We start from the raw sequence: 23,798 nt of genomic DNA on the forward strand, positions 1-23,798 counted from the left end.
CACCAGGTCGGGTGTTCGGCCAGAATGACCATTCAACCCACTACGTGTGAAGGGCTGGTTCATGGCGAAGGTCGAGCCACCATCAGGTACCCGCGACTTCGTGGGCGACGAGGTTCGTCGCCGGAAGCTCGCGTTCGACCGGGTGAGCACGATCTTCGAGCATCATGGTTTCCAGCCCTTGACCACACCTGTGTTCGAGCGGCTCGAGGTCTTCGCCGGGAAACTCGGGGAGGAGGCGAGCAGCCTCATCTTCAAGATCCTCAAGCGCGGTGTCCACGAGGCCACCGGAGAAGCCGACCTCGCCTTGCGCTACGACCACACCGTCCCGGCCGTCCGCGCGGTGGTCACTCATGGGAGCCGGTTGTCGCTACCGTTCAAGCGGTACGTCATCGACAATGTGTGGAGGGCGGATCGCGCCGCCCGCGGGCGATTCCGCGAGTTCGTCCAATGCGACATCGACATCTTCGGTTCGGCGTCTCCGTTGGCCGACGCCGAGATCGTGTGGGCGATCAACAGCGGACTCGAGGCGCTCGGTGTCAAGGAGTTCGTCTTCCAGCTCAACTCTCGGCTGGCCCTGGCCGGCCTGCTGGAGGCCTACGGCATCCCGGACGAGCTGGGCACGCGCGTGCTCGGCTCGCTGGACAAGCTGGACAAGGCCGCTCCGGAGGTTGTGGTCGCCGAGTTGGTCGAGCGCGGTCTGACCACGACCGTCGCCGAGAGTTTGGTCGCTGACGTGATCGCCCCGGACAGCGAGCGGGTGCGCCAGCAGCTTGGCACCACCGAGCGCGGCCGCGCCGGACTGGCCGAGGTCGACCGCTTGCTCGCCTTGACCGAGGACCTCCCGGCTGGCCGTGTCCGGTTCACCCCGCGCATGGTGCGCGGCCTGGACTACTACACCGGCCCCATCTGGGAAGTCTCCGCAGTGGGGTACCCCGGCTCGATCGCGTCAGGAGGCCGCTACGACCAGCTGGTCGCCAAGCTCGGCGGGCCGGACATGCCGGCCTGCGGCGGTTCGATCGGCCTGGAACGCATCCTCGCGATCCAGGAGGCCGAAGCGCCTATGGAACAGGGCCTCGACGTCGCCCTGACCGTCCTCGGAGCTGAACGCGAGATCGTGAGCTTGGCCGGCCAGCTCCGCGCCCGCGGCCTGCGCACGGCCGTCTACCTCGGCTCCTCCGGCAAGCTGGCCAAGCAGATGAAGTGGGCCAACGAGCAGCGTTCCCGCTGGGTCCTGCTCTACGGCTCGGACGAGCAGGAACGGGGGACGGTGACCGTGCGAGACATGGAGTCCGGTGAACAGAGCCAGGTCGCGTTCGACGACGTCGCCGCGAACCTCACGGAACGGATGGCGCCGAAACCGTAGGCCCGAGGTCTTCGGAGAACGGGCCGAACGAGGCCCGTTCTCCGCGGATCCGCGGCCGGCTGTCAGCTCGGGCTCGGCAGGCGGAAGCTTCCGTTGGCCACGCCGCCGACGAACGCTTCCCACTCGCCGTGATCGAAAACCAGCACGAAGCCGTCCGGGTTCCGACTGTCCCTGAGGCCCACGGCGTCCTTGGTGATCGAGACCTCGACGCACTGGTTGTCCGGAGGATTGCTCAGGGGGACTTCTTCCACTCCTTGAAATCGGTATCGAGGTGGTCTTTATGAGCGTCCTGGATGTCCATCTATCTGCTCGTGCCTTTCTGCTCTCGACGAGGCCGCAACCGGCTACAGCGACGAGGCGATGTCGAGCAAGGTGCGGCGCGTCTGCTCTGGCCCACTGGCAGCTGCCTTCTGGTGGTCCCAGAGCGTCAGGTACCGCGCCGTCCGCTTGCTGTTGTCGACGTACTCGCCGCCGTCGTGTTGCTCGAGATAGATGATGTCAACCGCGGGGTTCGTGTCGTAACCGAAGATGGTGTAGTCGTGCCCTTGGCCCATGTAGTAGCCGGCGGCGAACGGCACGATCTGCAGTTCGATGTTCGGGCGATCGATGGTCTCGATGAGCTTCGTGATCTGCGCCTTCATGACCGGACCACCTTCGGTCCGATGGAGCGCGGCCTCGTCGAGGATGAACCAGAACTGCTGGTCGGTGTTGTCCAGCACTCGTTGCCGCGCCAGCCGATTGGCGGCGTACTTGTCGATCTCCTCGGGAGTCAGCGAAGGCCGCCAGGCACGCGCGTTGGTGCGCATGTAGTCCTCCGTCTGCAGAAGGCCGGGGACGACGAGTGCTTGGTATGAGGAGTACCTGGTGCAGCTCGGTTCCATGTCGACCAGCAACCGCAGGTACTGGCGGAACCTGGTGCTGAAGGCGCCGCGCTTGGTCCGGCGGTTGCTCTCGGCTTGAAGGTCCCGCGCGTAGGCCCGGTCCGACTCGTTCGCGTCATAGCGGTCGAGTAGCACGTTGAGCTCGATCAGCTTGTTCACGTCTGCGGGTGCCAGAACCATCCGGTGCCGCAGACGTGGCAGGGCTGAACCGTGCTGCCCGCATCGCTGGAGGAGGTGAATTGTTGTGACGGACGAGTCTTTGCGGATGAGCGCTTCCGCCCCGGAGCCTGTCGATGACGGTGCTGTGTTGGCGGCGTCGATCCGGGAGCTCGCCAACGCGATCCGTGCGTTGGCAGCGCACGCGCCTCGCGATCCCGACGCCTTGCTTACGGCCGAGGACGTCGGTGCGTTGCTCGGCTTGTCGCCGAGGTCATTGAAGGACCGGGCCGCGGCCGGGGCGTTCCCGCATCGCCGGTTCGGCAAGCACTACCGGTTCAGCCAGGAGGACGTCGCGGAGATCGTGCAGTTGACGAAGAGCGAGGTGCGTCCGTACCGCGGTGGCATGCGTGCTGCGTGAGCGTCGGCCCATCACGTCCCGGAACTGGCCGGGGCGCTCGCCAAAGAAAGAGAGGTATCCGTCGTGGCCTACGCACAACCAACCGACGGTGATCCGCCGGGCTGGCGTGCTCGGTTCAAACGTCCTGACGGGACGTGGGGAAGCAGGTCGGGTTTCAACACCGAGAAGGCGGCCGAGGCGTGGGGGCGTGGAGCAGGAGGCGTTGATCCGGCGCAACCTGTGGCTGGACCCGCGTGAGGCGGAGACGTTGTTCAGAGTGTTCGCCGAGGAGTTCATGGACGCGGTTGGCCCGCGGCTGGAGCCGACGACGCTGGCGAAGTACCGGTCCTTTCTGGACAACCATCTGGTGCCGCAGTGGTCGTCCTGGCCGTTGGCCGGGATCTTCAACAGCTACGTCGAGATCGAGAAGTGGCTCTCGAAGTTGCACGAGGACTACGCCGACTCGTCGGTGGCGTCGATCTTCTCGCTGTTCTCCACCATCCTTGGTGCCGCGGTCAAGGCGAGGAAGATCCCGGCGAACCCATGCGCCGGGATCCGGGTCACCTCGGGTGAGTTCGAGATCGAGAACCTTGTCGCCACGCCGGTGCAGGCGCTGCGGGCGTCGATGCGCCTCTACGAGAGCGGGCTCGGGCTCGCCGGCTTCGTGCTCGGGCTGCTCGACTTCTACACCGGTTCTCGGTGGGGAGAGCTGGTCGGGCAGCAGCGGCACGAGTACGACAGCGAGGCCCGGGCGATCCAGATCCGCGAGCCGTTGAAGGAGATCGGCGGACGCCTCTTCAAAGGCGGTCGCCGGGTCGACACCTCGAGGCTGGCCGATCTCGGTCCGCGGCCGACTCGTCCGGTGACGCCGAGGCGGCAGGGTGGCCGGGCGAAGAAGGGCCGGACCAAGACCCCGGCGGGTACGCGAAGCGTGGAGCTGCCTCCGAGCATCGCGGTCTTCTACGAAGAGCTGATCGACAGTCACAGCTTCCCGTTCGTGCTGTGCAGCGCAGAGGGGGCGCCGCTGCGGCGGTCGAACTTCCGCAACCGTTACTGGCGCCCGGTGTGGGACGGCAGTGAGGCAGAACACACGCGGTCTGCGGAAGTGGTTCAGCCGATCCTGCCGACGTTCACCTTCCACGAAGGGCGGCACAGCCATAGCACCTGGCTCGCAGAGGACGGCATCCCCGAGGTCGCCCGTCGGGCGCGGTTGGGTCAGAAGATGAAGGGCATCGCGAGGGTCTACGACCACGTGACTCCGCTGATGCGCCGCCAGATCCTGCAAGCACTGGAGACCCGGTGGATCGGGTCGCTGGTCGCGCTCACCCCGAGTGAGCGGACGAGGCTGGGGGAGTGGTTCCCGTACCTGCACGCCACGTTCCGTGACGGGCAGTTGGAGACGGCTCCGAAGGCCATCGCCTTTTCATCGCCTTTTTACGACTGAAGCCCCGCCCCTCCGAGGAGGAGCAGGGCTTCTGACCTGCGAAAACAGATGGTGCGCGATACTGGGATTGAACCAGTGACCTCTTCCGTGTCAGGGAAGCGCTCTCCCGCTGAGCTAATCGCGCGAGGTGGAGACGGGATTCGAACCCGTGTACACGGCTTTGCAGGCCGTTGCCTCGCCTCTCGGCCACTCCACCGTGTCAGGCCCGAGAAGGCCTTCCGAGCGGATGACGGGATTCGAACCCGCGACCCTCACCTTGGCAAGGTGATGCGCTACCAGCTGCGCTACATCCGCACATCCTCGGTCTGGATGGGAGCTCAGATCCTCATGGTTCTGTCTCTCACCCCGTCGCCGTGGTGTGTGTGAACACTATCGAACCCCGAAATCGCCCCTGCAACCGGGGTGCCACTTGCTGTTCGCAAGCCCGTCATCAGGCCAGATCGTTGGGGATCAGGTGGGTCAGGGCGTCGTCGACGTCGACCCACAGGTGCTCGTTGCCCGGGAGCACGACGTCGTAGGTCCGGTCGAGGAAATCGGCCAGCTCCTGAGCGGACGCCTCGAACATGGCGTGCCCGGAGGGCGAGTTCAGTTCGATGAGGACGGACTCGGGGTCTTCGACGGAGGGGCGGATGCGTACGTCGCCGTCGCCCGCGTCGGCCAGGAGGCCGTCCGCGAGGAGGTCGCGCGCGTAAACCCACTCGACCCAGCCGGCGCGGCCGGTGCGGAAGGCGGCCACGACCGCGTAGGGGTCGCGAGTGTCGTATCGCAGTTCCACCTTGACAGGGACCGCGGGCGTCCGCGGCGCCAGGAGGTCGAACACCGCCGTCGAGCGGAGCGTCACGTGATCGTTGCGCATCGTCCTACCCTTCGTCTCCTTCCCGGCCCGGTCGAACCGAGTGGCGATGATGTGACGTATCGGCCGGCTGATCGGAACGCGGTTTTGCCGCAGATCACCCGGACGGGGTCATCGGACCCCGGGTCCATGCTCCGTCACCCCATCATCACCCGCGCGACGCGCAGCCATCCATGCGCCCTGCAGGCAGTCCACATGTACATACTGCGCGGTTTAGTCGTCACGCGATAGCACCGTCGCATGAATGTCGAAACGCGTCGCGGGCGCCCCCCGGCCGTGACAACCCCGGCTAGCTCGTGGTTGTTCGCTCCGTATTTGCTGGTGAGCGGAGTGTGGTCGGCGGGAACCACCCATTTGCAGGCCCCCTAAAGTCTTGGGGTAGAGTCTGCCGGACACCGCGAGCGGGCGATTAGCTCAGCGGGAGAGCGCTTCGTTCACACCGAAGAGGTCACTGGTTCGATCCCAGTATCGCCCACCGGATGAAGGCCCTGGACCATCGGTCCGGGGCCTTGATTCATTTCCGGGGACCGTCGGCGGTGAGCCGTCCGGCGGCATTCGATCCCCAGGTCGGACGCGGGTTATGTGGGGACGGTACTTCTGCCGTCGCGGAGATCGCGGGCGGCACGGCTGAATCCATCGGGTGCGGCGGGGGTCGCGGTGGGCCGCCGGTTCGAAGATCGACGAGGCCCGCCTGTCCGGCCGGTGTGGACATTCGTCTAGAGCCTCGTGTCGCGCCGCGAAAGTGTCGCATCGTCCGGCTATCGAGACATCTTTGTGATCCTCGGCACGAAGCGGCCGTCGAAAGGTTCAGACCATGAGGAAAGTGATGTGGGGCATGGCGGGCGGGCTCACCCGTCCGGCTCCGGCGGCGGGGCCGCCGTGATGCTGACGTGATGTGACGAAACGCCACTCCGGTGACCGATTGACAAGGTGGGTCCGTGCACGGTGAACCTGACCGCTCGGCCGTGGTCCTCCGGGCCCGTGAAATCCACAATGGACCGGCCGGAGATCGACTTCCCGAGACCGTCCACTGTGGAGTTTTCCGGGCTGCTCGGCCGATCGGGGACGCGGTGCTCCAAGTGGCCGTGCGGGCCGCGAATTCGTGACTACTTTAAGTAGTTGTTCGGCGGATACGGTCTATTACGCATCGTCACCATCTTGTTATCAACAGGGCATTCATTTGCCGGATGCTCGCGCAGGGTGTGGCTGGAAATCCTTGTAACGATGGCCGGAGAGTGGCCGATACCTTGGCGTGTGTCGCCCCATCGGCCGCTGAAGGATCTCGAGAATCGATCACTCTTCGAAATCGCTCTCATTTACTCAGCGTGCTGATCCGGCGTTCGGGAATTCCCTCTCCGGGAGGTCTGATGGAAGAGTCGGTGCGGCCGTCGTCCACTGTCAACGGGACGCCGCAGCACATCGACCTTCAGTCGATCCCGCCCGCCCCTCGACGGGGTGCGGGCGATGTCGCCGCGGTCGACACCACGTCGGCGCGGCCGCCGTACGCGGCTTGGGAATCGCGCTACCGCGCCTGGGTCATCGGTAGTGACGTTTTCACCGCGTTCGTGCTCATCGTGATGAGCGCCTTCTTGATCGATCGATCGGATCCGCACGACATGCACGCGCTCGGTACCGCCGCGGCCTTCCTTTTCGGGCTGTCGGTCTGCCGTGCCTGGAGTCCGCGCGTGCTGGGCGAAGGCGCGGAGGAGTATCGGACGCTGGGCCGGGGACTGGTGACCACCGCTGTCCTCGTCGCCCTGGGCGGCCTGCTCTTCGGCGCACTCGCCGTGCAGCCCTGGGTCTTCATCGTCGTCCCGATGATCTCGGTCTTCATGTTCCTGCAGCGGTACGCGCTGAGACAGGTGCTGCACCGGCGAAGACGACTCGGTGAATGCCTGCTGCCGGTGCTCGCGGCGGGAAGTCCGGACACGGTCGCCGATCTGATCACCCGTACCAAGGCCGACCCCCATGTCGGCTGGCGGGTCGAAGCCGTCTGCACGTACTCCGGTGCCGGCGCGGAGCGGGGGAGCGGCGAGGTGGAAGGCGTCCCGGTCGTCGGGAAGCTCGACGACCTGGCAAGCCATGTCCGCCGTGGCGGCTACCGGGTGGTCGCCGTGACCGCCGATCAGCACTGGAACCCGAAACGCCTGCAGCGGCTCGCCTGGGACCTCGAAGGAACGTCCGCCGAGATGGTGGTCGCGCCGGTGCTGATGGAGGTCGCCGGCCCCAGGCTGAACGTCTCCGGTGTGCTCGGCATGCCGCTGCTGCGGGTCACCGCGCCGATGTTCACCGGCGGCCGCCGCCTGGTCAAGGAAGCGCTCGACCGGTTCGGCTCCGCCCTGCTCCTCACTCTCGTTTCCCCGCTGCTGCTGGTGATCGCGGTCGCGATCAAACTCGACGACCGCGGGCCGGTGATCTACCGGCAGCGGCGCGTCGGCCGTGACGGCCACACCTTCACGATGCTGAAGTTCCGCACGATGGTCACGAACGCCGACAAGCTCAAGCAGGATCTCCAGGCGGACAACGAAGGCGCGGGCCCGCTGTTCAAGATGCGCAAGGATCCGCGGATCACACGGGTCGGTGGTCTGCTTCGCCGGTACTCGCTCGACGAACTGCCGCAGTTGTTCAACGTCGTGGGCGGACGGATGTCGCTCGTCGGCCCGCGGCCGCCGCTCCCGGAGGAGACCGCGAAGTACGCCCCCGACGCGCGACGTCGCCTCCTCGTCAAACCGGGGCTGACCGGGCTCTGGCAGGTCAGTGGCCGCAGCGACCTCAGCTGGGCCGACAGCATCCGTCTCGACCTGCGTTACGTCGAGGACTGGTCTCTCGCCCTCGACCTGGTGATCCTCTGGAAGACCTTCCGTGCCGTGGTGCAGGGGCGAGGAGCCTACTGACGCGTTCCTGTGACCGGAACCACACGCGGTGATAGTTGAACGAGAAATAGTTCAGCGCTCAACTAGGTTGAGGCGGGTACAGGACGCGTACGGAAGGAAGATCCACCCATGACCACCAGCGTTGAGCCGACCGAAGCCTTGAATCTCCCGCAGGACGTTCAGGACCTGTTGTTCCGCGAGGCACGCACCGCGAACAACTTCAGCGACGAGCCGGTGACCGACGAGCAGATCCGTGCGATCTACGAGCTGGTCAAGTGGGCGCCGACGTCGATGAACAACCAGCCGCTGCGCGCGCTGGTGATCCGCACCGAAGAGGGTAAGCAGCGCCTGGCCCCGCTGATGGCCGAAGGCAATCGCGCCAAGACCGAGGCCGCGCCCGTGACCGTCGTGCTGGCCGCCGACACCGAGTTCCACGAGAACCTGCCGCGCACCTTCCCGCACTTCCCTGGCGCCAAGGACCTGTTCGCCGACGAGGCGGGCCGTGTCGAGACCGCCAAGCTCAACGCGCTGCTGCAGGTCGGCTACTTCATCATCGGCGTCCGCGCCGCCGGGCTGGCCGCAGGCCCGATGACCGGCTTCGACGCCGAGGGCATCGACAAGGAGTTCTTCGCGGGCAAGCCGTGGAAGTCCCTCGTCGTGATCAACGTCGGCAAGCCGGGCGACAACCCCTGGTTCGACCGCCTGCCGCGGCTGGACTTCGACGAGGTCGTCGAGACCGTCTGACCTCGTTCCGCGATACGCGTTGGCCTTCTTCCGATGGGAAGGAGGCCAACGCGTGTGTTAGGGGTAATGCGCGTGAGCCGTGCGGCGGGTGACGACTAACATCACACGAAACATCCGCTTGCACCGCGAGGAGTCCATCGTGTCCCAGCCGTCGTCAGTAGCAGCCGCAACCGCCCCGCGCGTGGTGGTACCGGCGGGCACTACGGCGGGCACCGCGGTCCGCGAAGCCGGGCTGCCGACCAAGGGGCCGGACACGATCGTCGTCGTGCGCGACGCCGAGGGGAATCTCCGCGATCTGTCCTGGGCGCCGGAGTCCGAGGTCGAGGTCGAGGCAGTCGCCGCCCACACCGAGGACGGCCGCAGCGTCATCCGCCACTCGGCCGCCCATGTGCTCGCCCAGGCCGTGCAGCAGCAGTTCCCGCAGGCCAAACTCGGCATCGGGCCGCCGGTCAAGGACGGCTTCTACTACGACTTCGCCGTCGACACCCCGTTCACCCCGGAAGACCTGCAGGCGCTCGAAAAGCGCATGAAGCAGATCGTGAAGGGCGCGCAGCAGTTCTCCCGCCGCGTCTTCGATTCGGTCGACGAGGCCAAGAAGGAACTGGCAGACGAGCCGTTCAAGCTGGAGCTCGTCGACCTCAAGTCCGATGTGGACACCAGCGAGGTGATGGAGGTCGGCGGCGGCGAGCTGACCATCTACGACAACCTCGACCCGCGCACCAAGGAGCGCGTGTGGAGCGACCTCTGCCGCGGCCCGCACGTGCCGACCACCAAGTTCATCCCGGCGTTCAAGCTCACCCGCGTCGCCGCCGCGTACTGGCGCGGTGACGACAAGAACCCGCAGCTGCAGCGGATCTACGGCACCGCTTGGGAATCCACCGAGGCGCAGGACGTCTACCTGGAGCGCCTCGCCGAGGCCGAGCGGCGCGACCACCGCAAGCTCGGTGTCGAGCTGGACCTGTTCTCCTTCCCCGACGAGATCGGTTCGGGGCTGCCGGTGTTCCACCCCAAGGGCGGGATCATCCGGCAGGAGATGGAGAACTACTCGCGCCAGCGGCACGTCGAAGCCGGGTACGACTTCGTCTACTCGCCGCACATCACCAAGGGCGCGCTCTTCGAGACCTCCGGCCACCTCGACTGGTACCGCGACGGCATGTACCCGGCGATGCACCTCGACGCCGAGCACAACGAGGACGGTTCGGTCCGGAAGCCGGGCCAGGACTACTACCTCAAGCCGATGAACTGCCCGTTCCACGACCTGATCTTCCGGTCGCGCGGACGTTCCTACCGGGAACTGCCGCTGCGGATGTTCGAGTTCGGCTCCGTGTACCGCTACGAGAAGTCCGGCGTGATCCACGGCCTGACCCGCGTGCGCGGTATGACGCAGGACGACGCGCACATCTTCTGCACCCTGGAGCAGGTCCCCGGTGAGCTGAAGTCCCTTTTGGACTTCGTGCTGAACCTGTTGCGCGACTACGGTCTCGACGATTTCTACCTCGAACTGTCCACTCGGAACGAAGAGAAGTACATCGGGTCCGAAGAGGTCTGGGCCGAGGCGACCGAGGTGCTGCGCACCGCCGCCGTGGACTCCGGCCTGGAGCTCGTGCCGGATCCGGGTGGCGCCGCGTTCTACGGGCCGAAGATCTCCGTGCAGGCGAAGGACGCCCTGGGCCGCACCTGGCAGATGTCGACCATCCAGCTGGACTTCATGCTGCCCGAGAAGTTCGAACTGGAGTACACCGCGGGCGACGGCAGCCGTCAGCGTCCGGTGATGATCCACCGAGCGCTGTTCGGTTCGATCGAGCGGTTCTTCGGCGTGCTGACCGAGCACTACGCGGGCGCGTTCCCGGCGTGGCTTTCGCCCGTCCAGGTGGTCGGCATCCCGATCACCGAGGACCAGGTCGAGCATCTGCGCGGCGTCGAGAAGGCATTGCGGGCCAAGGGAATCCGGGTCAACGTCGACGCGAGCGACGACCGGATGCAGAAGAAGATCCGCACCCACACCACGCAGAAGGTGCCCTTCATGCTCCTGGCGGGCGCGAAGGACGTCGAGGCGGGCGCGGTGTCGTTCCGGTTCCGCGACGGTGGCCAGATCAACGGTGTCCCGGTGGCCGACGCCGTCGAGGCGATCGCCGGCTGGGTCCAGCGCCGTGAGAACTCCTCGCCGACCGTGGCGGCCTTGGAGGCGGTCCTCCGGTGACGGGTCCCGATGGCCCTGAAGTCGTCGGACAGGACGGTGTGGGAGTCCAGGACGCGTTGCAGCGCCTGTGGACCCCGCATCGGCTCGCCTACGTGCAGGGGGCGAAGAAACCCGACGAGGGCTGCCCGTTCTGCCGTCTCCCCGAGAAGAGTGACGAGGACGCGCTGATCCTCGCGCGCGGGAAGACGGTGTACGCGGTGCTGAACCTGTACCCGTACAACCCCGGCCACCTGATGGCCGTGCCGTACCGCCACGTCGCGGACTACACGGACCTGACGGCGGAAGAGACCGTCGAGGTGGCGGAGTTCACCCAGCGTGCGATGCGGGTGATCCGCGAGGTGTCCTCGGCGCACGGGTTCAACATCGGGATGAACCAGGGCGTGATCGCCGGCGCGGGAATCGCCGCGCACCTGCACCAGCACGTGGTGCCGAGATGGGGCGGCGACGCGAACTTCATGCCGGTGATCGGGCATACGAAGGTGCTGCCGCAGTTGCTGGGGGAGACGCGGCAGCTGCTGGCGGACGCCTGGTAGCTCCCCGGCTTTTGCGGTAGGTGACCGCAGGCAGGGGGCCTTTACGGCGAAGTGTGTGCTGACGTGGTCTGCACATTGGGCAGTTCATGGCGACTGAATGTCCGTTTGATGCACATCTGAGCGGTTCCGCGTGAAGGTCGTGAGTGGCAATGAGGGTTCTAACCCTCATTGCCACTCACGACCCCCGGTGCGGAAAAGTACCGAGGCCCCAAATCGGGCACTGCAAGTCGGGATGTGTCCGTTTGGAGAGTCCAGGCCGCGCCAAGTCGCTTAGCGAGCCCGCTCCCGCCGCCGGGTCCATCGCGCCACCCTTGCCGTACCTCTCAATGGCTCCAGGTCTGGGCTCTGGGCGGGTCGCGAGTGCCATGAAAGGGTCGTTCAGGACGGAAAACGTCCTGAACGACCCTTTTTGACATCTCTGCACTGAAGCCGAAGCGGGACTCAGGCGTTGAGTGCGGCCTGAAGCTCGATGTCGATCTTGACCTTCTCGGACAGGAAGGTGTTGCCCTCCGGGCCGATGCCGAAGTCGCGGCGGTTCACGGTGGCGCTGGCCGAGACGCCGAGGGTGGTGGCGTTGTCGTTGGCAGGGTTGGTGCCGATGCCGTTGAACTCGGCCTCGAGCGCGACCGGGACGGTCTTGCCGCGCCAGGTGAGCTCGCCGTCGATGACATAGTCGCCGCCGTCCTCGCGGATGCCGGTCGAGCGGAAGGTGATGACCGGGTGCTCGTCGATGTGGAAGAAGTCCTCGGACTTGAGGTGCGTGTCACGCCCGTCGACACCGCTGGCGACCGAAGAGGCGTCGATCTCGACGGTGACCGAGGAGTCGAGGATGTTGTCGGCGGTGACGACCTCGCCGGTGAAAGCGGTGAAGTTGCCACGGGACTTCGCCAGGCCGAGGTGCTTCACGGTGTAGGCGATGTCGGAGTGGGCGGTGTCGATCGTCCACTTGCCGGTGACGTAGCCGGGGATCTCGGTGGTGGTCATGAAAGTCGATCTCCAAAAGTCTGGGTGCGGCTGTGGTGAACCCTCAGCTGGTTGAGCGCTCAACCGTGACTGTAGCGCAATTTGGTTGAGCGTTCAACCAGGGGTAGAATGGGTGGCATGTCCGAACCCCGATGGCTCTCCGACGAGGAGCAAAAAGTCTGGCGCGACTTCTCCGCGGCCACGCGGATGCTGCAAGCGCATCTGGAAGGCCAGCTCCAGCACGAGGCGGGCATGCCCCACACCTACTACGAAGTGCTCGTGGCCCTGTCCGAGGCGCCGGAAAGGCGGCTGCGGATGAGTGAACTCGCCGACGCGCGCAAGGCGTCGCGCAGCAGGCTTTCGCACGCGGTCGCGCGGCTCGAGGCGAACGGCTGGGTACGCCGTGAGTCCTGTCCCACTGACAAACGCGGCTCCTGGGCGGTGCTCACCCCCGCCGGTTTCGCCGCGCTGGAGGAGGCCGCGCCCGGGCACGTCGAGGCCGTCCGCGAGAGCCTCTTCGACCCGCTGACCCCCGAACAGGTGAAGGCGCTCGGCGAGATCAGCGCCGCCGTGCTGGAGCGGTTGTCGCCGAAATGTGCAGCCGCCGAGGCGGAACTGGCGCTGCGGGAAGGGACGCTCGCGGATCTCGAGGAGCCTGCCGAACTGGCCAAAGCGGACTGACCGGGAGCCGCTCCAGGGCGGGCACGACGACAGGCGTCGGTGCGGGTGGATAGGCTTCGGGCGGCCACCCGACCCTGCTGCTTAGGTGCACCTGAAGAACCGATGCTCAACATTTTCGCGCGCGCCTCCGTTTCCCGCGTCACCGACCCCATGGGGAAGGTGCTCGTGCGTGCCGGGCTGACCCCGAACGCGATGACCGTCATCGGCACGGCCGGGGCGGTGCTGTGCGCGCTCGCGTTCTTTCCCAACGACATGCTGCTGTGGGGCACCTTCACCGTCTGGGGCTTCGCGATGCTGGACCTGCTCGACGGCGCGATGGCCCGCGCCCGCGGGTACGGCACGGCGTTCGGTGCCGTCCTCGACGCGACCTGCGACAGGCTGGTCGACGGCGCGTTGTTCGCCGCGATCGCCTGGTGGTGCTTCGTCCACGACGACAACCGCCCGGCCGCCGCCGCCGCGTTGATCTGCCTGGTGCTCGCGCAAGTCATCTCGTACGTCAAGGCCCGTGCCGAAGCTTCCGGGCTGGAGGCCGACGGCGGGCTCGTCGAACGCGCGGAACGCCTGATCATCGCCCTCGTGGGAACCGGACTGCACGGTCTGGGCGTTCCGTACACCGTGGACATCACGCTCTGGCTGCTCGCGGTGCTTTCGGTGATCACCCTGCTGCAGCGGACGGCCGCGGTGGCCAAGGCGGCGAGGGCCGCCAAGGCGGCCGGGCCACCCGCCGCGGAGGGTGGGGCATGAGCGGGTTCTCCCAGCGGCTCAGTGACTTCGGCTACGCGGCGGGCTGGCGGCTCGCGCGCTTGCTGCCGGAGTCCGCGGGCGCGGTGACCTTCGGATTGGGCGCAGACCTCGCGGTCCGGCGGGACGGCGGCGGCGTCCGCCAGCTGCGGCGCAATCTCGCCAGGGTGGTGCCGCAGGCCGACGGCGTCGAACTCGACGAACTGACCCGCCGCGCGATGCGTTCGTACGCGCGCTACTGGCACGAGATGTTCCGGCTGCCCTCGATGGACCACAAGGAGGTCAGCCGCAAGGTCGCCCAGTCGATCACCGGCGTGGAGAACCTCGACGCCGCCCTCGCCGAGGGCAACGGCGCGGTGATGGCGCTGCCGCACAGCGGGAACTGGGACGCGGCGGGTGTCTGGCTCGCGGATTACCTCGGCGGCTTCACCACGGTCGCGGAGCGGCTGAAGCCCGAATCGCTGTACCAGCGGTTCGTGTCCTACCGGGAGTCGCTCGGTTTCGAGATAGTGCCGCTGACCGGTGACAGCTCCGCGATGCGCGTGCTGCTCAAGCGGCTGCGTGAGAACAAGGCGATCTGCCTGGTCGGCGACCGGGACCTGACGAATTCCGGCGTACCCGTCAAGTTCTTCGGCGAGCAGACCCGGATGCCCGGCGGGCCTGCCAGGCTGGCCGCCACCACCGGCGCCGCGCTGATCCCGGCGGGCTGCTGGTTCACCGAGGACGGCTGGCAGATCCGGTTGCATCCGAGGATCCGGGTCACGAACCGGTCCGAGGTCCCGGCGGCCACCCAGGCGCTGGCGGACATCTTCGCCGGGGACATCGCCGCCCATCCGGCCGACTGGCACATGATGCAGAAGTTCTGGCTCTCCGACTTCGAAGCCGGGGAACAGGCCGAGCTCGGCGAAGCGAGTTGAGCCGATGGCTCAGGCGCGGGTCATGAAGATCGGGATCGTCTGCCCGTACTCGTTCGACGTGCCGGGTGGCGTGCAGGGGCACGTCATCGATCTCGCGAAGGCGCTGCTGGCGCGCGGGCACCAGGTCTCGGTCCTCGCTCCGGCCGACGAGGACTCCGACGTCCCGGATTTCGTCGTCCCCGCCGGGAAGGCGCTCGGCATCCCGTACAACGGCTCGGTCGCGCGGTTGCAGTTCGGCCCGGTGTCCTACTCCAGGGTGCGGCGGTGGATCCGCGACGGCGACTTCGACGTCCTGCACCTGCACGAGCCTGCCGCACCGAGTCTTTCGCTGCTGGCGCTGAAGGTCGCGGACGGCCCGATCGTGGCGACCTTCCACACCGCGACGACCCGTTCGCGCACGCTGGCGGCGTTCCAGCCGGTGCTGCGCCCGCTGCTGGAGAAGATCACCGCGCGGATCGCGGTGTCGGCGCTGGCGCGCCGCGTCCAGGTCGAGCACGCCGGCGGGGACGCGGTCGAGGTGCCCAACGGCGTCGACGTCGACTTCTTCTCCCGGGCGCTTCCGCTGGACGGCTATCCGCGAGCGGGCGGCACGGTCGGGTTCGTCGGGCGGTACACCGAGTCCCGCAAGGGGATGGGTGTGCTGCTGGAGGCGTTGCGGATGCTGCTGCCGGAGTTCGAGGAGCTGCGGTTGCTGGTCGTCGGCCGCGGCGACGCCGATCAGCTCCGGCGTGAGGCAGGGCCGGAGCTCGCGCCGCATATCGACCTGCTGGGCCAAGTCGACGACGAGACGAAAGCGCGGGCGCTGCGCAGCGTCGACGTCTACTGCGCCCCGAACACGGGCGGCGAGAGTTTCGGGATGATCCTCACCGAGGCGATGGCGGCGGGGACCCCGGTGCTGGCCAGCGGCCTGGATTCGTTCCGCCGGGTGCTCGACGACGGCAAGGCCGGGATGCTGACCGAGACCGGCGACGCGGCGGCACTGGCCGACGGATTGCGTGAGCTGCTCGGAGACCCGGCTCGCCGGGTGTCGCTGGCGGCGGCCGCGGGGGAGCGGGTCGCGATGTTCGATTGGTCCGTGGTCACCACACAGGTTCTGCGCGTGTACGAGACGGCGATCGCCGCCGATCCCCGCCGGGTCGGCGCGGGCGAACGCGAGTTCAGCCGATGACGACCTGGGTGTGGATCGGCGGTCTGGCGGCCGCGATCGTGGTACTGGGCGGGCTTTTCCTGCTCGCGACGGCGAACCGGCTGGATCGGCTGCACGTCCGCACGGACGCGGGCTGGGCGGCACTCGACGCGGCCCTCGCGCGGCGTGCCGTCGTCGCCAGGGCGGCCGCCGCGATCCTGAGCGACGAGGAGCTGCGCGCGTTGGCCGAGCGTGCCGAGCGGGCGCGCAGGCAGGATCGCGAAGCCGAGGAAAGCGAGCTGACGCTGCGGCTGGCGCGAGTCGACCGCGCGACCCTGCCGCCGCCGCTGGCCGAGGAGCTGACCGACGCCGAACACCGCGTCGTCATCGCGCGGCGCGTGCACAACGACGCCGTCCGGGACACCCTGCATCTGCGGCGGCGGCGGAAGGTCCGGTACTTCGGTCTCGCCGGGACAGCCCGGCTTCCGGAATACTTCGAGATCGCCGAGCCCGATCTGTAGGAGGACGAACCGATGAGCGAGCGGCTGCTGGTGGCTGTGTTCGCGACGCCGGTGGCGTCGTTCCTCCTGCGCTATGGCGAGGATCTCGGCTATCGGGCGGTGTTGTTCGACCCGGACGGCGCCCGCGCGACGGATGTCGAGAACGGCTTGGAGGCAGTCACGACGGTGCCGGAACTCGGCATGGACGCCGACGTCGTCGTCACCGACCACAACCGGCCCGAACTCGGCGACGTGCTCAAAGCCGTGCTGGACCGGCCCACCCGGTGGGTCGGGGTGCTCGGCAATCCGCGCCATGCCGGCCCGCACGTCGCCGCGCTCCGGGCGCTGGACGTCGCGGACCGGGAGATCGCCCGTGTCCATCGCCCGGTCGGGCTGAACATCGGCTCACGCACGCCGCCCGAGATCGCCATCGCCACCCTGGCCGGCCTGCTGGCCGACCGGAACGGCCGCCCCGGCGGCTTCGAATTTTCTTGAGGAGAAGGCCGAAAGTGGCGTGATCACGGACGGATCTCGCGTGATCGGACGCCGCACACCGAGTGCGGCCTCCAGTCACGCGAGTCACGTGCCCAAACACGTCACCACCGGCGCCGTCCACTTATTGAAGGGTTTGGCGAAGGTGGCGGGTTGCGAAAGCCACGGGGCAGGGGGCGCGGTAGCGGAGAGGGGATCTTCGCTACCGCCGGTGCCGTCGCTGACACCCATGGTCGAGATGCGTCGCGAAAGCCACTTTCGCGACGCCTGGTGCCCCGAAAGTGGCTTTCGCGACACCCGGGGGCCCCACGGCCGCGAGCGGATCCCCGCGCCCCGACACCTTTGCGCTACCCCTCAATACCTACCCCTCAGTGAAGGGCGACCGCTCCCTCCGGCATCGGCTCGAACCGGGCGTGCCTGCGGGTGAACGTCGCCGTGCCCGACGTCAGTGAACGCAGGTCGATGGCGTAGCGCAGGAGCTCGACCGCGGGCACCTCGGCGCGGATGACCGTGCGGCCGCCTTCACCCGATTCGGTACCGAGTACGCGGCCGCGCCGGGACGAAAGGTCGCCTAACACGGTGCCCAGGTGCTCGTCCGGCAGCCGCACCGCCACCTCTTCGAGCGGTTCGAGCAGCGCGATCTTGGCCGCCGCGGCGGCCTCCTTCAGCGCCAGCGCGCCCGCTGTCTGGAACGCGGCGTCCGACGAGTCGACGCTGTGCGCCTTGCCGTCGACGAGGGTCACCCGGATGTCGATCAGCGGATGGTCGTCGACGATCCCCCGCTGTGCCTGGGCTCGGACTCCCTTCTCGACACTCGGGATGAACTGGTGGGGCACCGAGCCGCCGACGACCTTGTCCACGAACTCGAAGCCCGAACCCCTCGGCAGCGGCTGGACCTCGATGTCGCAGACGGCGAACTGGCCGTGGCCGCCGGACTGTTTGACGTGCCGTCCGTGCCCGCGGCCCGGCCCGGCGAAGGTCGACCGCAGGCTGATGCGGACGGGCTCGGTGTCCACGTCGGCGCCTCCCGCGCGCAGCCGCGACAGCACGACGTCGGCGTGCGCCTCGCCCATGCACCACAGCACGAGTTGGTTGGTCTCGGCGTTGCGGTCCAGCCGCAGCGTCGGGTCGCCCGCGACGAGCCGGGAAAGGTTGCGCGCCAAGGTGTCCTCGTCGCTGCGTGTCTTCGCGATGACGGCGACCGGCAGCAGCGGTTCCGGCATCGCCCACGGTTTCATGATCAGCGGATCCTCCGGCGAGGAGACGGTGTCGCCCGTTTCCGCCGAGCCGACCTTGGTGAGTGCGCAGAGGTCGCCGGCAACGCAGTACGGGACCTCGCGCAGGTTCGCCCCGAGCGGCGAGTACAGATGCGCGACCCGTTCGTCGGTGTCGTGATCCTCGTGGCCGCGTTCGGCGAGACCGTGGCCCGAAACGTGCACCGGCCGTTCGGGTCGAAGCGTTCCGGAGAACACCCGCACCAGCGACACCCTGCCGACGTAGGAGTCGACAGCGGTCCGGACCACCTCGGCGGCCAGCGGGCCGTCGGGGTCGGCGCGGAGACCGGCGTGCGGTTCGCCGGTGGGCGAGGTGACCTCCGGTGGGACGTGCTCCAGTGGTGACGGGAAGGCGCGCACGATCCCGTCGAGGACCTCGGCGAGCCCGACCCCGGTCGTCGCGCACACCGGGATCACCGGATGGAAGGAGCCGCGGGCGACGGCGGTTTCGAGGTCGGCGATCAGCGTGTCCTCGGAGATCTCCTCGCCGGAGAGGTAGCGGTCCATCAGGGACTCGTCCTCGCTCTCGGCGATGACCCCTTCGATCAGTTCGTTGCGGGCCTCGGTCATCCGGGCGAGATCGGCCTCGTCCGGCTCGCCGACCTCGGGTGGGAAGCCGTTCGAGTAGTCGAAGTAGCGGCGCGTGATGAGTCCGACGAGCCCATCGCGAGCGGGGAGGTACAGCGGCAGGACTCCGGCGCCGAAGGCCTCCTGGCAAGCGGCGATCTCGCCTTCGGGATCGGCGCGATGATGGTCGAGCCGCGAGACGACCACCGCCCTCGGCATCCCGACGGCCGCGCACTCCTCCCAGACCGCGACCGTGGCCGCGTCGACGCCTTCCGCCGCGCAGACCACGAACAACGCCGCGTCGGCGGCACGGAGCCCGGCCCGCAGTTCGCCGACGAAATCGGCGTACCCGGGGGTGTCGATGAGGTTGATCTTGTGGCCCTGGTGCAGCACCGGCGCGACCGAAAGGCCGACCGACCGCTGCTGCCGGACCGCGGCTGGGTCGTGGTCGCATACGGTGGTGCCCTCCACAACCGAGCCTGCCCGCGTCACCGTGCCGGAGGCGGCGAGCAGCGCTTCGGCGAGTGTCGTCTTGCCTGATCCCGAGGGGCCGACCAGGACGACGTTGCGTACTTTCGCCGGGTCGTCCACAGCGACGGCGGCCCCGGAGTCTCCGTTCTTGCTCTGTTTGTCGGCCATGCCGATCTCCTCACCACACGATGCCGCGTACAGGTGTGTCCTCGATCACACACCCGCGACCGCCGTCGCGGCAAGGCGACCGGCGAGGGACCCCCCGAATGTCGAAGCGCCGTTATGCTCGATGGCGGACACCCGGAGGCGGATCCGACGGTGGGGGATGAGCGATGGAGCTCGACAGACGAACGGTGTTACGGCTGGCAGGAGCGGTTCCGGTGCTCGCGGCGGCGCCCGCGGCGATCCCCGAGGGCGGTGGTCCGTGGGAACGGCTGCGTGCCCGGCTGACGGGTGAACTGTTCCGGCCTGGCGACCCCGGCTACGACGAAGTGAGGCTCGGGTTCTTCAGCCTCTACGACCATCGGCTGCCCGCCGGTGTCGCGGTCTGCGCGACCGAGGACGACGTCCGGCATTGCGTCGATTTCGCTGCCAGGCAGCGGATTCCGATCGCGGCCCGCTCGGGCGGGCACAGTTACGCCGGCTATTCCGTTGTGGACAGAGGACTCGTCGTCGACCTGTCCCGGCTGAACACGGTCGAGATCCTGCCCGGCGGCCGGGCGGCGATCGGCGCGGGCGCGCGGCTCGGGCAGGTGTACGAGGCGCTGGCGGCGGCGGGCCGCGCACTGCCCGCCGGCAGTTGCCCCCAGGTCGGCATCGCGGGCCTGACCCTCGGCGGCGGAATCGGCGTGCTGGCCCGCAAGTACGGGCTGACCTGCGACAACGTGGAATCCGTGCGCTTTGTCGGCGCCGACGGGAAACAGCGCCTGGTGTCGGCGGAGACCGCGCCGGACCTGCTGTGGGCGTTACGCGGCGGCGGTGGCGGCAACTTCGGCATCGTCACGTCGTTCACCTTCCGCACGGCGGCGGCCAGGACGTTGACGAACTTCAACCTGATCTTCCCGCCCGACGCACTGGCCGCGCTGGTCGCGGCCTGGCAGGAGTGGCAGCCCGCGATGCCGGACGAACTGTGGTCCGGGATGGGCCTCGGCGCGACGGTCGCGAACTGTGGTGGCTGCTTCGTGGGCTCCGCCGCACAGGTGAACCCGCTGCTGGACGATCTGATCCGCCGCGTCGGCACTCAGCCGACCAAACGCGAGGTGACCGAACAGGGCCATCTGGCCACGATGCGCGCCTTCGCGCAGGAGGCCGACTTCCCCGCCGCGGTCGCGCAGCGCGGCGAGTACGTGGCCACATCGAGGATACTGACCCATCCGGTGCCCGACCCCGGCGCGTTGGCGTCGTTGCTGACGAGCGATCCGGAGCTGTACTCGATCGTGGACGCGTACGGGGGCGCGATCGCGCGGGTGCCGTCGAGCGAGTCGTGCTTCCCGTACCGGTCGGCGCTGGGCAGCATCCAGATCACCCGTGGTCTGGAGGGCGGCGAGGCGGCCGCACGCCAGTCGATCGGCCTGGTCCGGGACGAACTCGGCCGGGAGTACGGGCGGGCCGGGTACGTCAACTACATCGATCCGGAGATGCCGGACTGGGCGAAGGCGTACTACGGCGACAGCCTCCCGCGACTGCGCCGAGTGGCCCGGAGGTACGACCCGGACGGGCTCTTCGCCTTCGAACAGGGCCTGGCCCGCTAGCCCCTCTTCCGCGATTCGGCACCAGCTTGCGGTAGTTCGACGTCGAACTACCGCAAGCTGGTGCCGAATCGCGGGCGGGTGCGGGCCAGATCACCCAGTGGACTGCTGAAATCGCCGTGAACTGGCCTGCTTCAGAGGTCCAAAAGCGGCCTACCCTCGAAGGCGTCACCCCACCTCGTGCGCTTTCCGAAAGGTCCAGCAGTGTCTGACGACTCCACGAACACGGCCACCACCTCGCTCACCGGCACCGCCCGGGTCAAGCGCGGGATGGCGGAGATGCTCAAGGGCGGTGTGATCATGGACGTGGTCACCGCCGAGCAGGCGAAGATCGCCGAGGACGCCGGCGCCGTCGCGGTGATGGCGCTCGAGCGGGTCCCCGCGGACATCCGCGCGCAGGGCGGCGTGGCCCGGATGAGCGACCCGGACCTGATCGACGGCATCATCGAGGCCGTTTCGATCCCCGTCATGGCGAAGGCCCGCATCGGCCACTTCGTCGAGGCTCAGCTGCTTCAGTCGCTCGGCGTCGACTACATCGACGAGTCCGAGGTGCTGACCCCGGCCGACTACGAGAACCACATCGACAAGTGGGCCTTCACCGTCCCCTTCGTCTGTGGTGCGACCAACCTCGGCGAGGCGTTGCGCCGCATCAACGAGGGCGCGGCGATGATCCGCTCCAAGGGCGAGGCCGGCACCGGCGACGTCTCGAACGCGACCACGCACATGCGCAAGATCCGCGCGGAGCTGCGCCGCCTTTCCTCTCTGCCCGAGGACGAGCTTTACGTTGCGGCGAAGGAACTCCAGGCCCCGTACGACCTCGTCAAGGAGGTCGCGGCGAAGGGCAAGCTCCCCGTCGTGCTGTTCACCGCCGGCGGCATCGCGACCCCGGCCGACGCCGCGATGATGATGCAACTCGGTGCCGAAGGCGTGTTCGTCGGCTCCGGCATCTTCAAGTCCGGCAACCCGGCTCAGCGCGCCGAGGCGATCGTCAAGGCCACCACGTTCTACGACGACCCGGACGTCATCGCGAAGGTTTCGCGCGGTCTCGGTGAAGCGATGGTCGGCATCAATGTTTCAGATGTTCCCGAGCCGCACCGGCTGGCTGAGCGGGGCTGGTAACAGCCGGACGATCGGCCAAGAGGCCCTGTGAACACCTGTTCACGGGGCCTCTTGTGTTCCGGAACGCCGGCGGTCCCGGCCATACGATTCGTTTACAGCCAGAAGTGCCACGAGAAACAGGCGGATATGTGCTTCCGAAAGCACAGGCGACAGCAGGCGGCTCTGGTCGCCTTCACTGCGAGCAGCACAGGGACCTTTCCGGCGTCGTTGCTCGGGAACTTCGTGAGTCCCCGGATGGCAGGCCTGCACGCCCGCGACCGGCCCAGCTCGTCATTCATTGCCTACGAGTCCGGGCTGGTCGGCACCGACAGGGCTGAGCGGTCACGGTCATCGGCGGGCGGGCGCCCGAGTGCGTAATAGGCCCAGCCCGCGCCGCTCCACCGCTGAGCGTCCAGGGTGTTGCGGCCGTCGATGACCTGGCGCGTGGCGACCACGGCGCCGACCACCGCCGGATCGAGTTCCTGGAACTCCCGCCATTCGGTGAGGTGCAGTAGCACGTCGGCACCGGTCGCTGCCTCGACCGCGGAGCTCGCGTAGTTCAGGTTCGGGAAGTTCTTGCACGCGTTGTCGGCCGCCTTCGGGTCGTAGACGGTCACCTCGGCGCCCTGGAGCTGGATGGACGCGGCGACACTGAGTGCGGGTGAATCGCGGATGTCGTCCGAGCCGGGCTTGAACGCCGCGCCCCAGACGGCCACTCGCTTGCCGCGGAAGGAACCACCGCACCGCTCGCGCGTGAGGTCGACCATCCGGCGCCGACGGCGGAGATTGATGGCATCCACCTCGCGGAGGAAACCCAGCGTGTGCCCGACGCCGAGCTCGCCGGCCCTGAACTGGAAGGCGCGGAGATCCTTGGGCAGGCAGCCGCCGCCGAAACCGAGGCCGGGCAGAAGGTACTGCTCGCCGATGCGTGGATCGTGGGCGAGCGCGCGGGCGAGGTGGGTGACATCGGCGCCGGTGGCCTCGCAGACCTCGGCCATGGCGTTGATGAACGAGATCTTGGTGGCCAGGAACGCGTTGGCGGACACCTTGACCAGTTCCGCCGTGGGCAGATCGGTGACCACCAGCGGCACACCGCGGGCGAGCGGGATCCGGTACACCTCGCGCAGCAAGGATTCGGCTTGTGGGGAACTCACCCCGAAGACCAGCCGGGCCGGGTTGAGTGTGTCGCCGATGGCGAAGCCCTCGCGCAGGAACTCCGGATTCCAGGCCAGCTCGACGTGCGCACCGGCCGGCGCGCGCCGGCTCAGGCGGACGGCGAGCCGCTCCGCTGTCCCGACCGGGACCGTCGATTTCCCGACCACCAGGCCCGGCCCGCGCAGAGTGGGGGCCAGCCGGTGAATCGCTTCTTCGAGAAAATGGAGATCGGCTGCCCTGTCGGTCTTCTTCTCCGGCGTTCCGACGCAGAGGAAATGTACGGTTGGCGCGCCGTCGGCGAACTTTTCGATCTCCTCGTACGAGGAGGTAAATCGCAGTCGGCCGGATTTCAGATGTCTTCGGACAAGAAGTTCGAGGCCCGGCTCGTAGAACGGTGGAGTTCCGGCGGAGAGTGCGGAAATCTTTTCCGGATCGGTGTCCATGCCGAGTACTTCGTACCCCATTTCAGCCATACAAGCTGCGTGTGTGGCACCCAGATAGCCGGTCCCGAGAACGGTGATTCGCATAGTTGGGATCCCCTCGGTGGCACGGGCTGCCAGTCCGATACTGCGTCGTCCCGCTCGGCAAGGTCAAGTGTGAATCGGCTGATAGGCGGCC

22 protein-coding genes and 4 tRNA genes are annotated in these 23,798 nt (G+C 67.9%); 17 read left to right on the forward strand and 9 right to left on the reverse strand.

What is annotated here, in order from left to right:
* The first annotated feature begins 61 nt into the window (after nt 1-61).
* A complete protein-coding gene (gene hisS, locus DL991_RS31810; RefSeq protein ID WP_125788052.1) occupies nt 62-1,363 on the forward strand; it encodes a histidine--tRNA ligase in 1,302 nt (433 codons plus the stop codon).
* A 62-nt stretch (nt 1,364-1,425) separates the two neighbouring features.
* On the opposite strand, the gene DL991_RS31815 is transcribed toward hisS, so the two are convergent.
* Together DL991_RS31815 and DL991_RS31820 are read right to left on the reverse strand one after the other, a co-directional pair.
* The gene (locus tag DL991_RS31815) at nt 1,426-1,614 is read right to left on the reverse strand and encodes a DUF397 domain-containing protein (protein ID WP_199754159.1); all 189 of its coding nucleotides are present in this window, start codon (nt 1,612-1,614) and stop codon (nt 1,426-1,428) included.
* Nucleotides 1,615-1,707: 93 nt separating this feature from the next.
* Complete coding sequence (locus DL991_RS31820; protein ID WP_199754161.1) at nt 1,708-2,424, reverse strand: DUF5753 domain-containing protein; 717 nt, start codon at nt 2,422-2,424, stop codon at nt 1,708-1,710.
* Between the two features lie 85 nt (nt 2,425-2,509).
* Here DL991_RS31820 and DL991_RS31825 point away from each other — a divergent pair, with 85 nt between their 5' ends.
* Both DL991_RS31825 and DL991_RS31830 read left to right on the forward strand, forming a co-directional pair.
* Nucleotides 2,510-2,821 carry a helix-turn-helix domain-containing protein gene (locus DL991_RS31825; protein ID WP_233599107.1) on the forward strand — a complete coding sequence of 104 codons (312 nt, stop codon included), beginning with the start codon at nt 2,510-2,512 and terminating at the stop codon, nt 2,819-2,821.
* A 187-nt stretch (nt 2,822-3,008) separates the two neighbouring features.
* Nucleotides 3,009-4,244 (forward strand): site-specific integrase, encoded by a 1,236-nt coding sequence (locus DL991_RS31830; protein ID WP_233599109.1) that lies wholly within the window; start codon nt 3,009-3,011, stop codon nt 4,242-4,244.
* Between the two features lie 49 nt (nt 4,245-4,293).
* On the opposite strand, the gene DL991_RS31835 is transcribed toward DL991_RS31830, so the two are convergent.
* The 4 genes from DL991_RS31835 to DL991_RS31850 form a co-directional block, all read right to left on the reverse strand.
* Nucleotides 4,294-4,368, reverse strand: a tRNA-Val gene (locus DL991_RS31835).
* Between the two features lies 1 nt (nt 4,369).
* Nucleotides 4,370-4,440: transfer RNA gene (locus DL991_RS31840), tRNA-Cys, on the reverse strand.
* 25 nt (nt 4,441-4,465) lie between these two features.
* Nucleotides 4,466-4,538, reverse strand: a tRNA-Gly gene (locus tag DL991_RS31845).
* Between the two features lie 136 nt (nt 4,539-4,674).
* The gene (locus tag DL991_RS31850; protein WP_005159130.1) at nt 4,675-5,100 is read right to left on the reverse strand and encodes an SsgA family sporulation/cell division regulator; all 426 of its coding nucleotides are present in this window, start codon (nt 5,098-5,100) and stop codon (nt 4,675-4,677) included.
* Between the two features lie 400 nt (nt 5,101-5,500).
* On the opposite strand from DL991_RS31850, the gene DL991_RS31855 reads away from it, so the two are divergent.
* The 5 genes from DL991_RS31855 (at nt 5,501) to DL991_RS31875 (ending at nt 11,447) form a co-directional block, all read left to right on the forward strand.
* Nucleotides 5,501-5,572: transfer RNA gene (locus tag DL991_RS31855), tRNA-Val, on the forward strand.
* 892 nt (nt 5,573-6,464) lie between these two features.
* Complete coding sequence (locus tag DL991_RS31860) at nt 6,465-7,991, forward strand: sugar transferase (RefSeq protein WP_199746759.1); 1,527 nt, start codon at nt 6,465-6,467, stop codon at nt 7,989-7,991.
* A gap of 108 nt (nt 7,992-8,099) precedes the next feature.
* Nucleotides 8,100-8,714 (forward strand): malonic semialdehyde reductase, encoded by a 615-nt coding sequence (locus tag DL991_RS31865; protein ID WP_125788054.1) that lies wholly within the window; start codon nt 8,100-8,102, stop codon nt 8,712-8,714.
* Nucleotides 8,715-8,853: 139 nt separating this feature from the next.
* A complete protein-coding gene (gene thrS / locus DL991_RS31870) occupies nt 8,854-10,914 on the forward strand; it encodes a threonine--tRNA ligase (protein ID WP_125788055.1) in 2,061 nt (686 codons plus the stop codon).
* On the forward strand, nt 10,911-11,447 hold the full coding sequence (locus DL991_RS31875; RefSeq protein ID WP_125788056.1) for an HIT domain-containing protein: 537 nt from the start codon (nt 10,911-10,913) through the stop codon (nt 11,445-11,447). Before thrS ends, DL991_RS31875 begins: the two co-directional genes overlap by 4 nt.
* 441 nt (nt 11,448-11,888) lie before the next feature.
* Here the strand turns inward: DL991_RS31875 and DL991_RS31880 are convergent, their stop codons facing one another.
* Nucleotides 11,889-12,431 (reverse strand): YceI family protein, encoded by a 543-nt coding sequence (locus tag DL991_RS31880; protein WP_125788057.1) that lies wholly within the window; start codon nt 12,429-12,431, stop codon nt 11,889-11,891.
* A 117-nt stretch (nt 12,432-12,548) separates the two neighbouring features.
* Here DL991_RS31880 and DL991_RS31885 point away from each other — a divergent pair, with 117 nt between their 5' ends.
* The 6 genes from DL991_RS31885 (at nt 12,549) to DL991_RS31910 (ending at nt 16,870) form a co-directional block, all read left to right on the forward strand.
* Nucleotides 12,549-13,091, forward strand: a complete 543-nt coding sequence (locus DL991_RS31885; RefSeq protein ID WP_125788058.1) for a MarR family winged helix-turn-helix transcriptional regulator — start codon at nt 12,549-12,551, stop codon at nt 13,089-13,091.
* 102 nt (nt 13,092-13,193) lie between these two features.
* Nucleotides 13,194-13,835, forward strand: a complete 642-nt coding sequence (gene pgsA / locus DL991_RS31890) for a phosphatidylinositol phosphate synthase (RefSeq protein WP_125788059.1) — start codon at nt 13,194-13,196, stop codon at nt 13,833-13,835.
* Nucleotides 13,832-14,749: a phosphatidylinositol mannoside acyltransferase gene (locus tag DL991_RS31895; RefSeq protein WP_125788060.1), complete on the forward strand. Its 918-nt coding sequence runs from the start codon at nt 13,832-13,834 to the stop codon at nt 14,747-14,749. Before pgsA ends, DL991_RS31895 begins: the two co-directional genes overlap by 4 nt.
* A 22-nt stretch (nt 14,750-14,771) precedes the next feature.
* Nucleotides 14,772-15,917: a glycosyltransferase family 4 protein gene (locus tag DL991_RS31900; RefSeq protein WP_125788061.1), complete on the forward strand. Its 1,146-nt coding sequence runs from the start codon at nt 14,772-14,774 to the stop codon at nt 15,915-15,917.
* On the forward strand, nt 15,914-16,396 hold the full coding sequence (locus DL991_RS31905; protein WP_125788062.1) for an NUDIX hydrolase: 483 nt from the start codon (nt 15,914-15,916) through the stop codon (nt 16,394-16,396). Before DL991_RS31900 ends, DL991_RS31905 begins: the two co-directional genes overlap by 4 nt.
* A gap of 12 nt (nt 16,397-16,408) precedes the next feature.
* Entirely contained in the window at nt 16,409-16,870 is a 462-nt protein-coding gene (locus DL991_RS31910; protein WP_125788063.1) for an XdhC family protein, read from the forward strand.
* A 365-nt stretch (nt 16,871-17,235) separates the two neighbouring features.
* On the opposite strand, the gene DL991_RS31915 is transcribed toward DL991_RS31910, so the two are convergent.
* Complete coding sequence (locus DL991_RS31915) at nt 17,236-19,347, reverse strand: elongation factor G-like protein EF-G2 (RefSeq protein WP_125788064.1); 2,112 nt, start codon at nt 19,345-19,347, stop codon at nt 17,236-17,238.
* Nucleotides 19,348-19,511: 164 nt separating this feature from the next.
* Here DL991_RS31915 and DL991_RS31920 point away from each other — a divergent pair, with 164 nt between their 5' ends.
* From DL991_RS31920 to DL991_RS44095, 3 genes are all read left to right on the forward strand, one after another.
* Nucleotides 19,512-20,930, forward strand: a complete 1,419-nt coding sequence (locus DL991_RS31920; protein WP_125788065.1) for an FAD-binding oxidoreductase — start codon at nt 19,512-19,514, stop codon at nt 20,928-20,930.
* A 201-nt stretch (nt 20,931-21,131) separates the two neighbouring features.
* Nucleotides 21,132-22,046, forward strand: coding sequence for a pyridoxal 5'-phosphate synthase lyase subunit PdxS (gene pdxS / locus DL991_RS31925; RefSeq protein ID WP_125788066.1), 915 nt, complete (start codon nt 21,132-21,134; stop codon nt 22,044-22,046).
* Nucleotides 22,047-22,073: 27 nt separating this feature from the next.
* Entirely contained in the window at nt 22,074-22,403 is a 330-nt protein-coding gene (locus DL991_RS44095) for a hypothetical protein (protein WP_125788067.1), read from the forward strand.
* On the opposite strand, the gene DL991_RS31935 is transcribed toward DL991_RS44095, so the two are convergent.
* Nucleotides 22,328-23,707, reverse strand: a complete 1,380-nt coding sequence (locus tag DL991_RS31935) for a UDP-glucose/GDP-mannose dehydrogenase family protein (RefSeq protein WP_125788068.1) — start codon at nt 23,705-23,707, stop codon at nt 22,328-22,330. The genes DL991_RS44095 and DL991_RS31935 overlap by 76 nt on opposite strands.
* Nucleotides 23,708-23,798 lie beyond the last annotated feature (91 nt).

The organism is Amycolatopsis sp. WAC 01375 (assembly GCF_003947325.1).
In the GTDB taxonomy this organism is placed as follows: domain Bacteria; phylum Actinomycetota; class Actinomycetes; order Mycobacteriales; family Pseudonocardiaceae; genus Amycolatopsis.

Coding starts and splice junctions, on each gene's coding strand:
- DL991_RS31915 (WP_125788064.1), bottom strand. CDS start 19,347: ATGGCCGACAAACAGAGCAAGAACGGAGACTCCGGGGCCGCCGTCGCT.
- DL991_RS31900 (WP_125788061.1), top strand. CDS start 14,772: ATGAAGATCGGGATCGTCTGCCCGTACTCGTTCGACGTGCCGGGTGGC.
- hisS (WP_125788052.1), top strand. CDS start 62: ATGGCGAAGGTCGAGCCACCATCAGGTACCCGCGACTTCGTGGGCGAC.
- DL991_RS31825 (WP_233599107.1), top strand. CDS start 2,510: ATGAGCGCTTCCGCCCCGGAGCCTGTCGATGACGGTGCTGTGTTGGCG.
- DL991_RS31910 (WP_125788063.1), top strand. CDS start 16,409: ATGAGCGAGCGGCTGCTGGTGGCTGTGTTCGCGACGCCGGTGGCGTCG.
- DL991_RS31860 (WP_199746759.1), top strand. CDS start 6,465: ATGGAAGAGTCGGTGCGGCCGTCGTCCACTGTCAACGGGACGCCGCAG.
- DL991_RS31935 (WP_125788068.1), bottom strand. CDS start 23,707: ATGCGAATCACCGTTCTCGGGACCGGCTATCTGGGTGCCACACACGCA.
- DL991_RS31820 (WP_199754161.1), bottom strand. CDS start 2,424: ATGGTTCTGGCACCCGCAGACGTGAACAAGCTGATCGAGCTCAACGTG.
- DL991_RS31850 (WP_005159130.1), bottom strand. CDS start 5,100: ATGCGCAACGATCACGTGACGCTCCGCTCGACGGCGGTGTTCGACCTC.
- DL991_RS31865 (WP_125788054.1), top strand. CDS start 8,100: ATGACCACCAGCGTTGAGCCGACCGAAGCCTTGAATCTCCCGCAGGAC.
- DL991_RS31905 (WP_125788062.1), top strand. CDS start 15,914: ATGACGACCTGGGTGTGGATCGGCGGTCTGGCGGCCGCGATCGTGGTA.
- DL991_RS31895 (WP_125788060.1), top strand. CDS start 13,832: ATGAGCGGGTTCTCCCAGCGGCTCAGTGACTTCGGCTACGCGGCGGGC.
- DL991_RS31885 (WP_125788058.1), top strand. CDS start 12,549: ATGTCCGAACCCCGATGGCTCTCCGACGAGGAGCAAAAAGTCTGGCGC.
- pgsA (WP_125788059.1), top strand. CDS start 13,194: ATGCTCAACATTTTCGCGCGCGCCTCCGTTTCCCGCGTCACCGACCCC.
- DL991_RS31920 (WP_125788065.1), top strand. CDS start 19,512: ATGGAGCTCGACAGACGAACGGTGTTACGGCTGGCAGGAGCGGTTCCG.
- DL991_RS31880 (WP_125788057.1), bottom strand. CDS start 12,431: ATGACCACCACCGAGATCCCCGGCTACGTCACCGGCAAGTGGACGATC.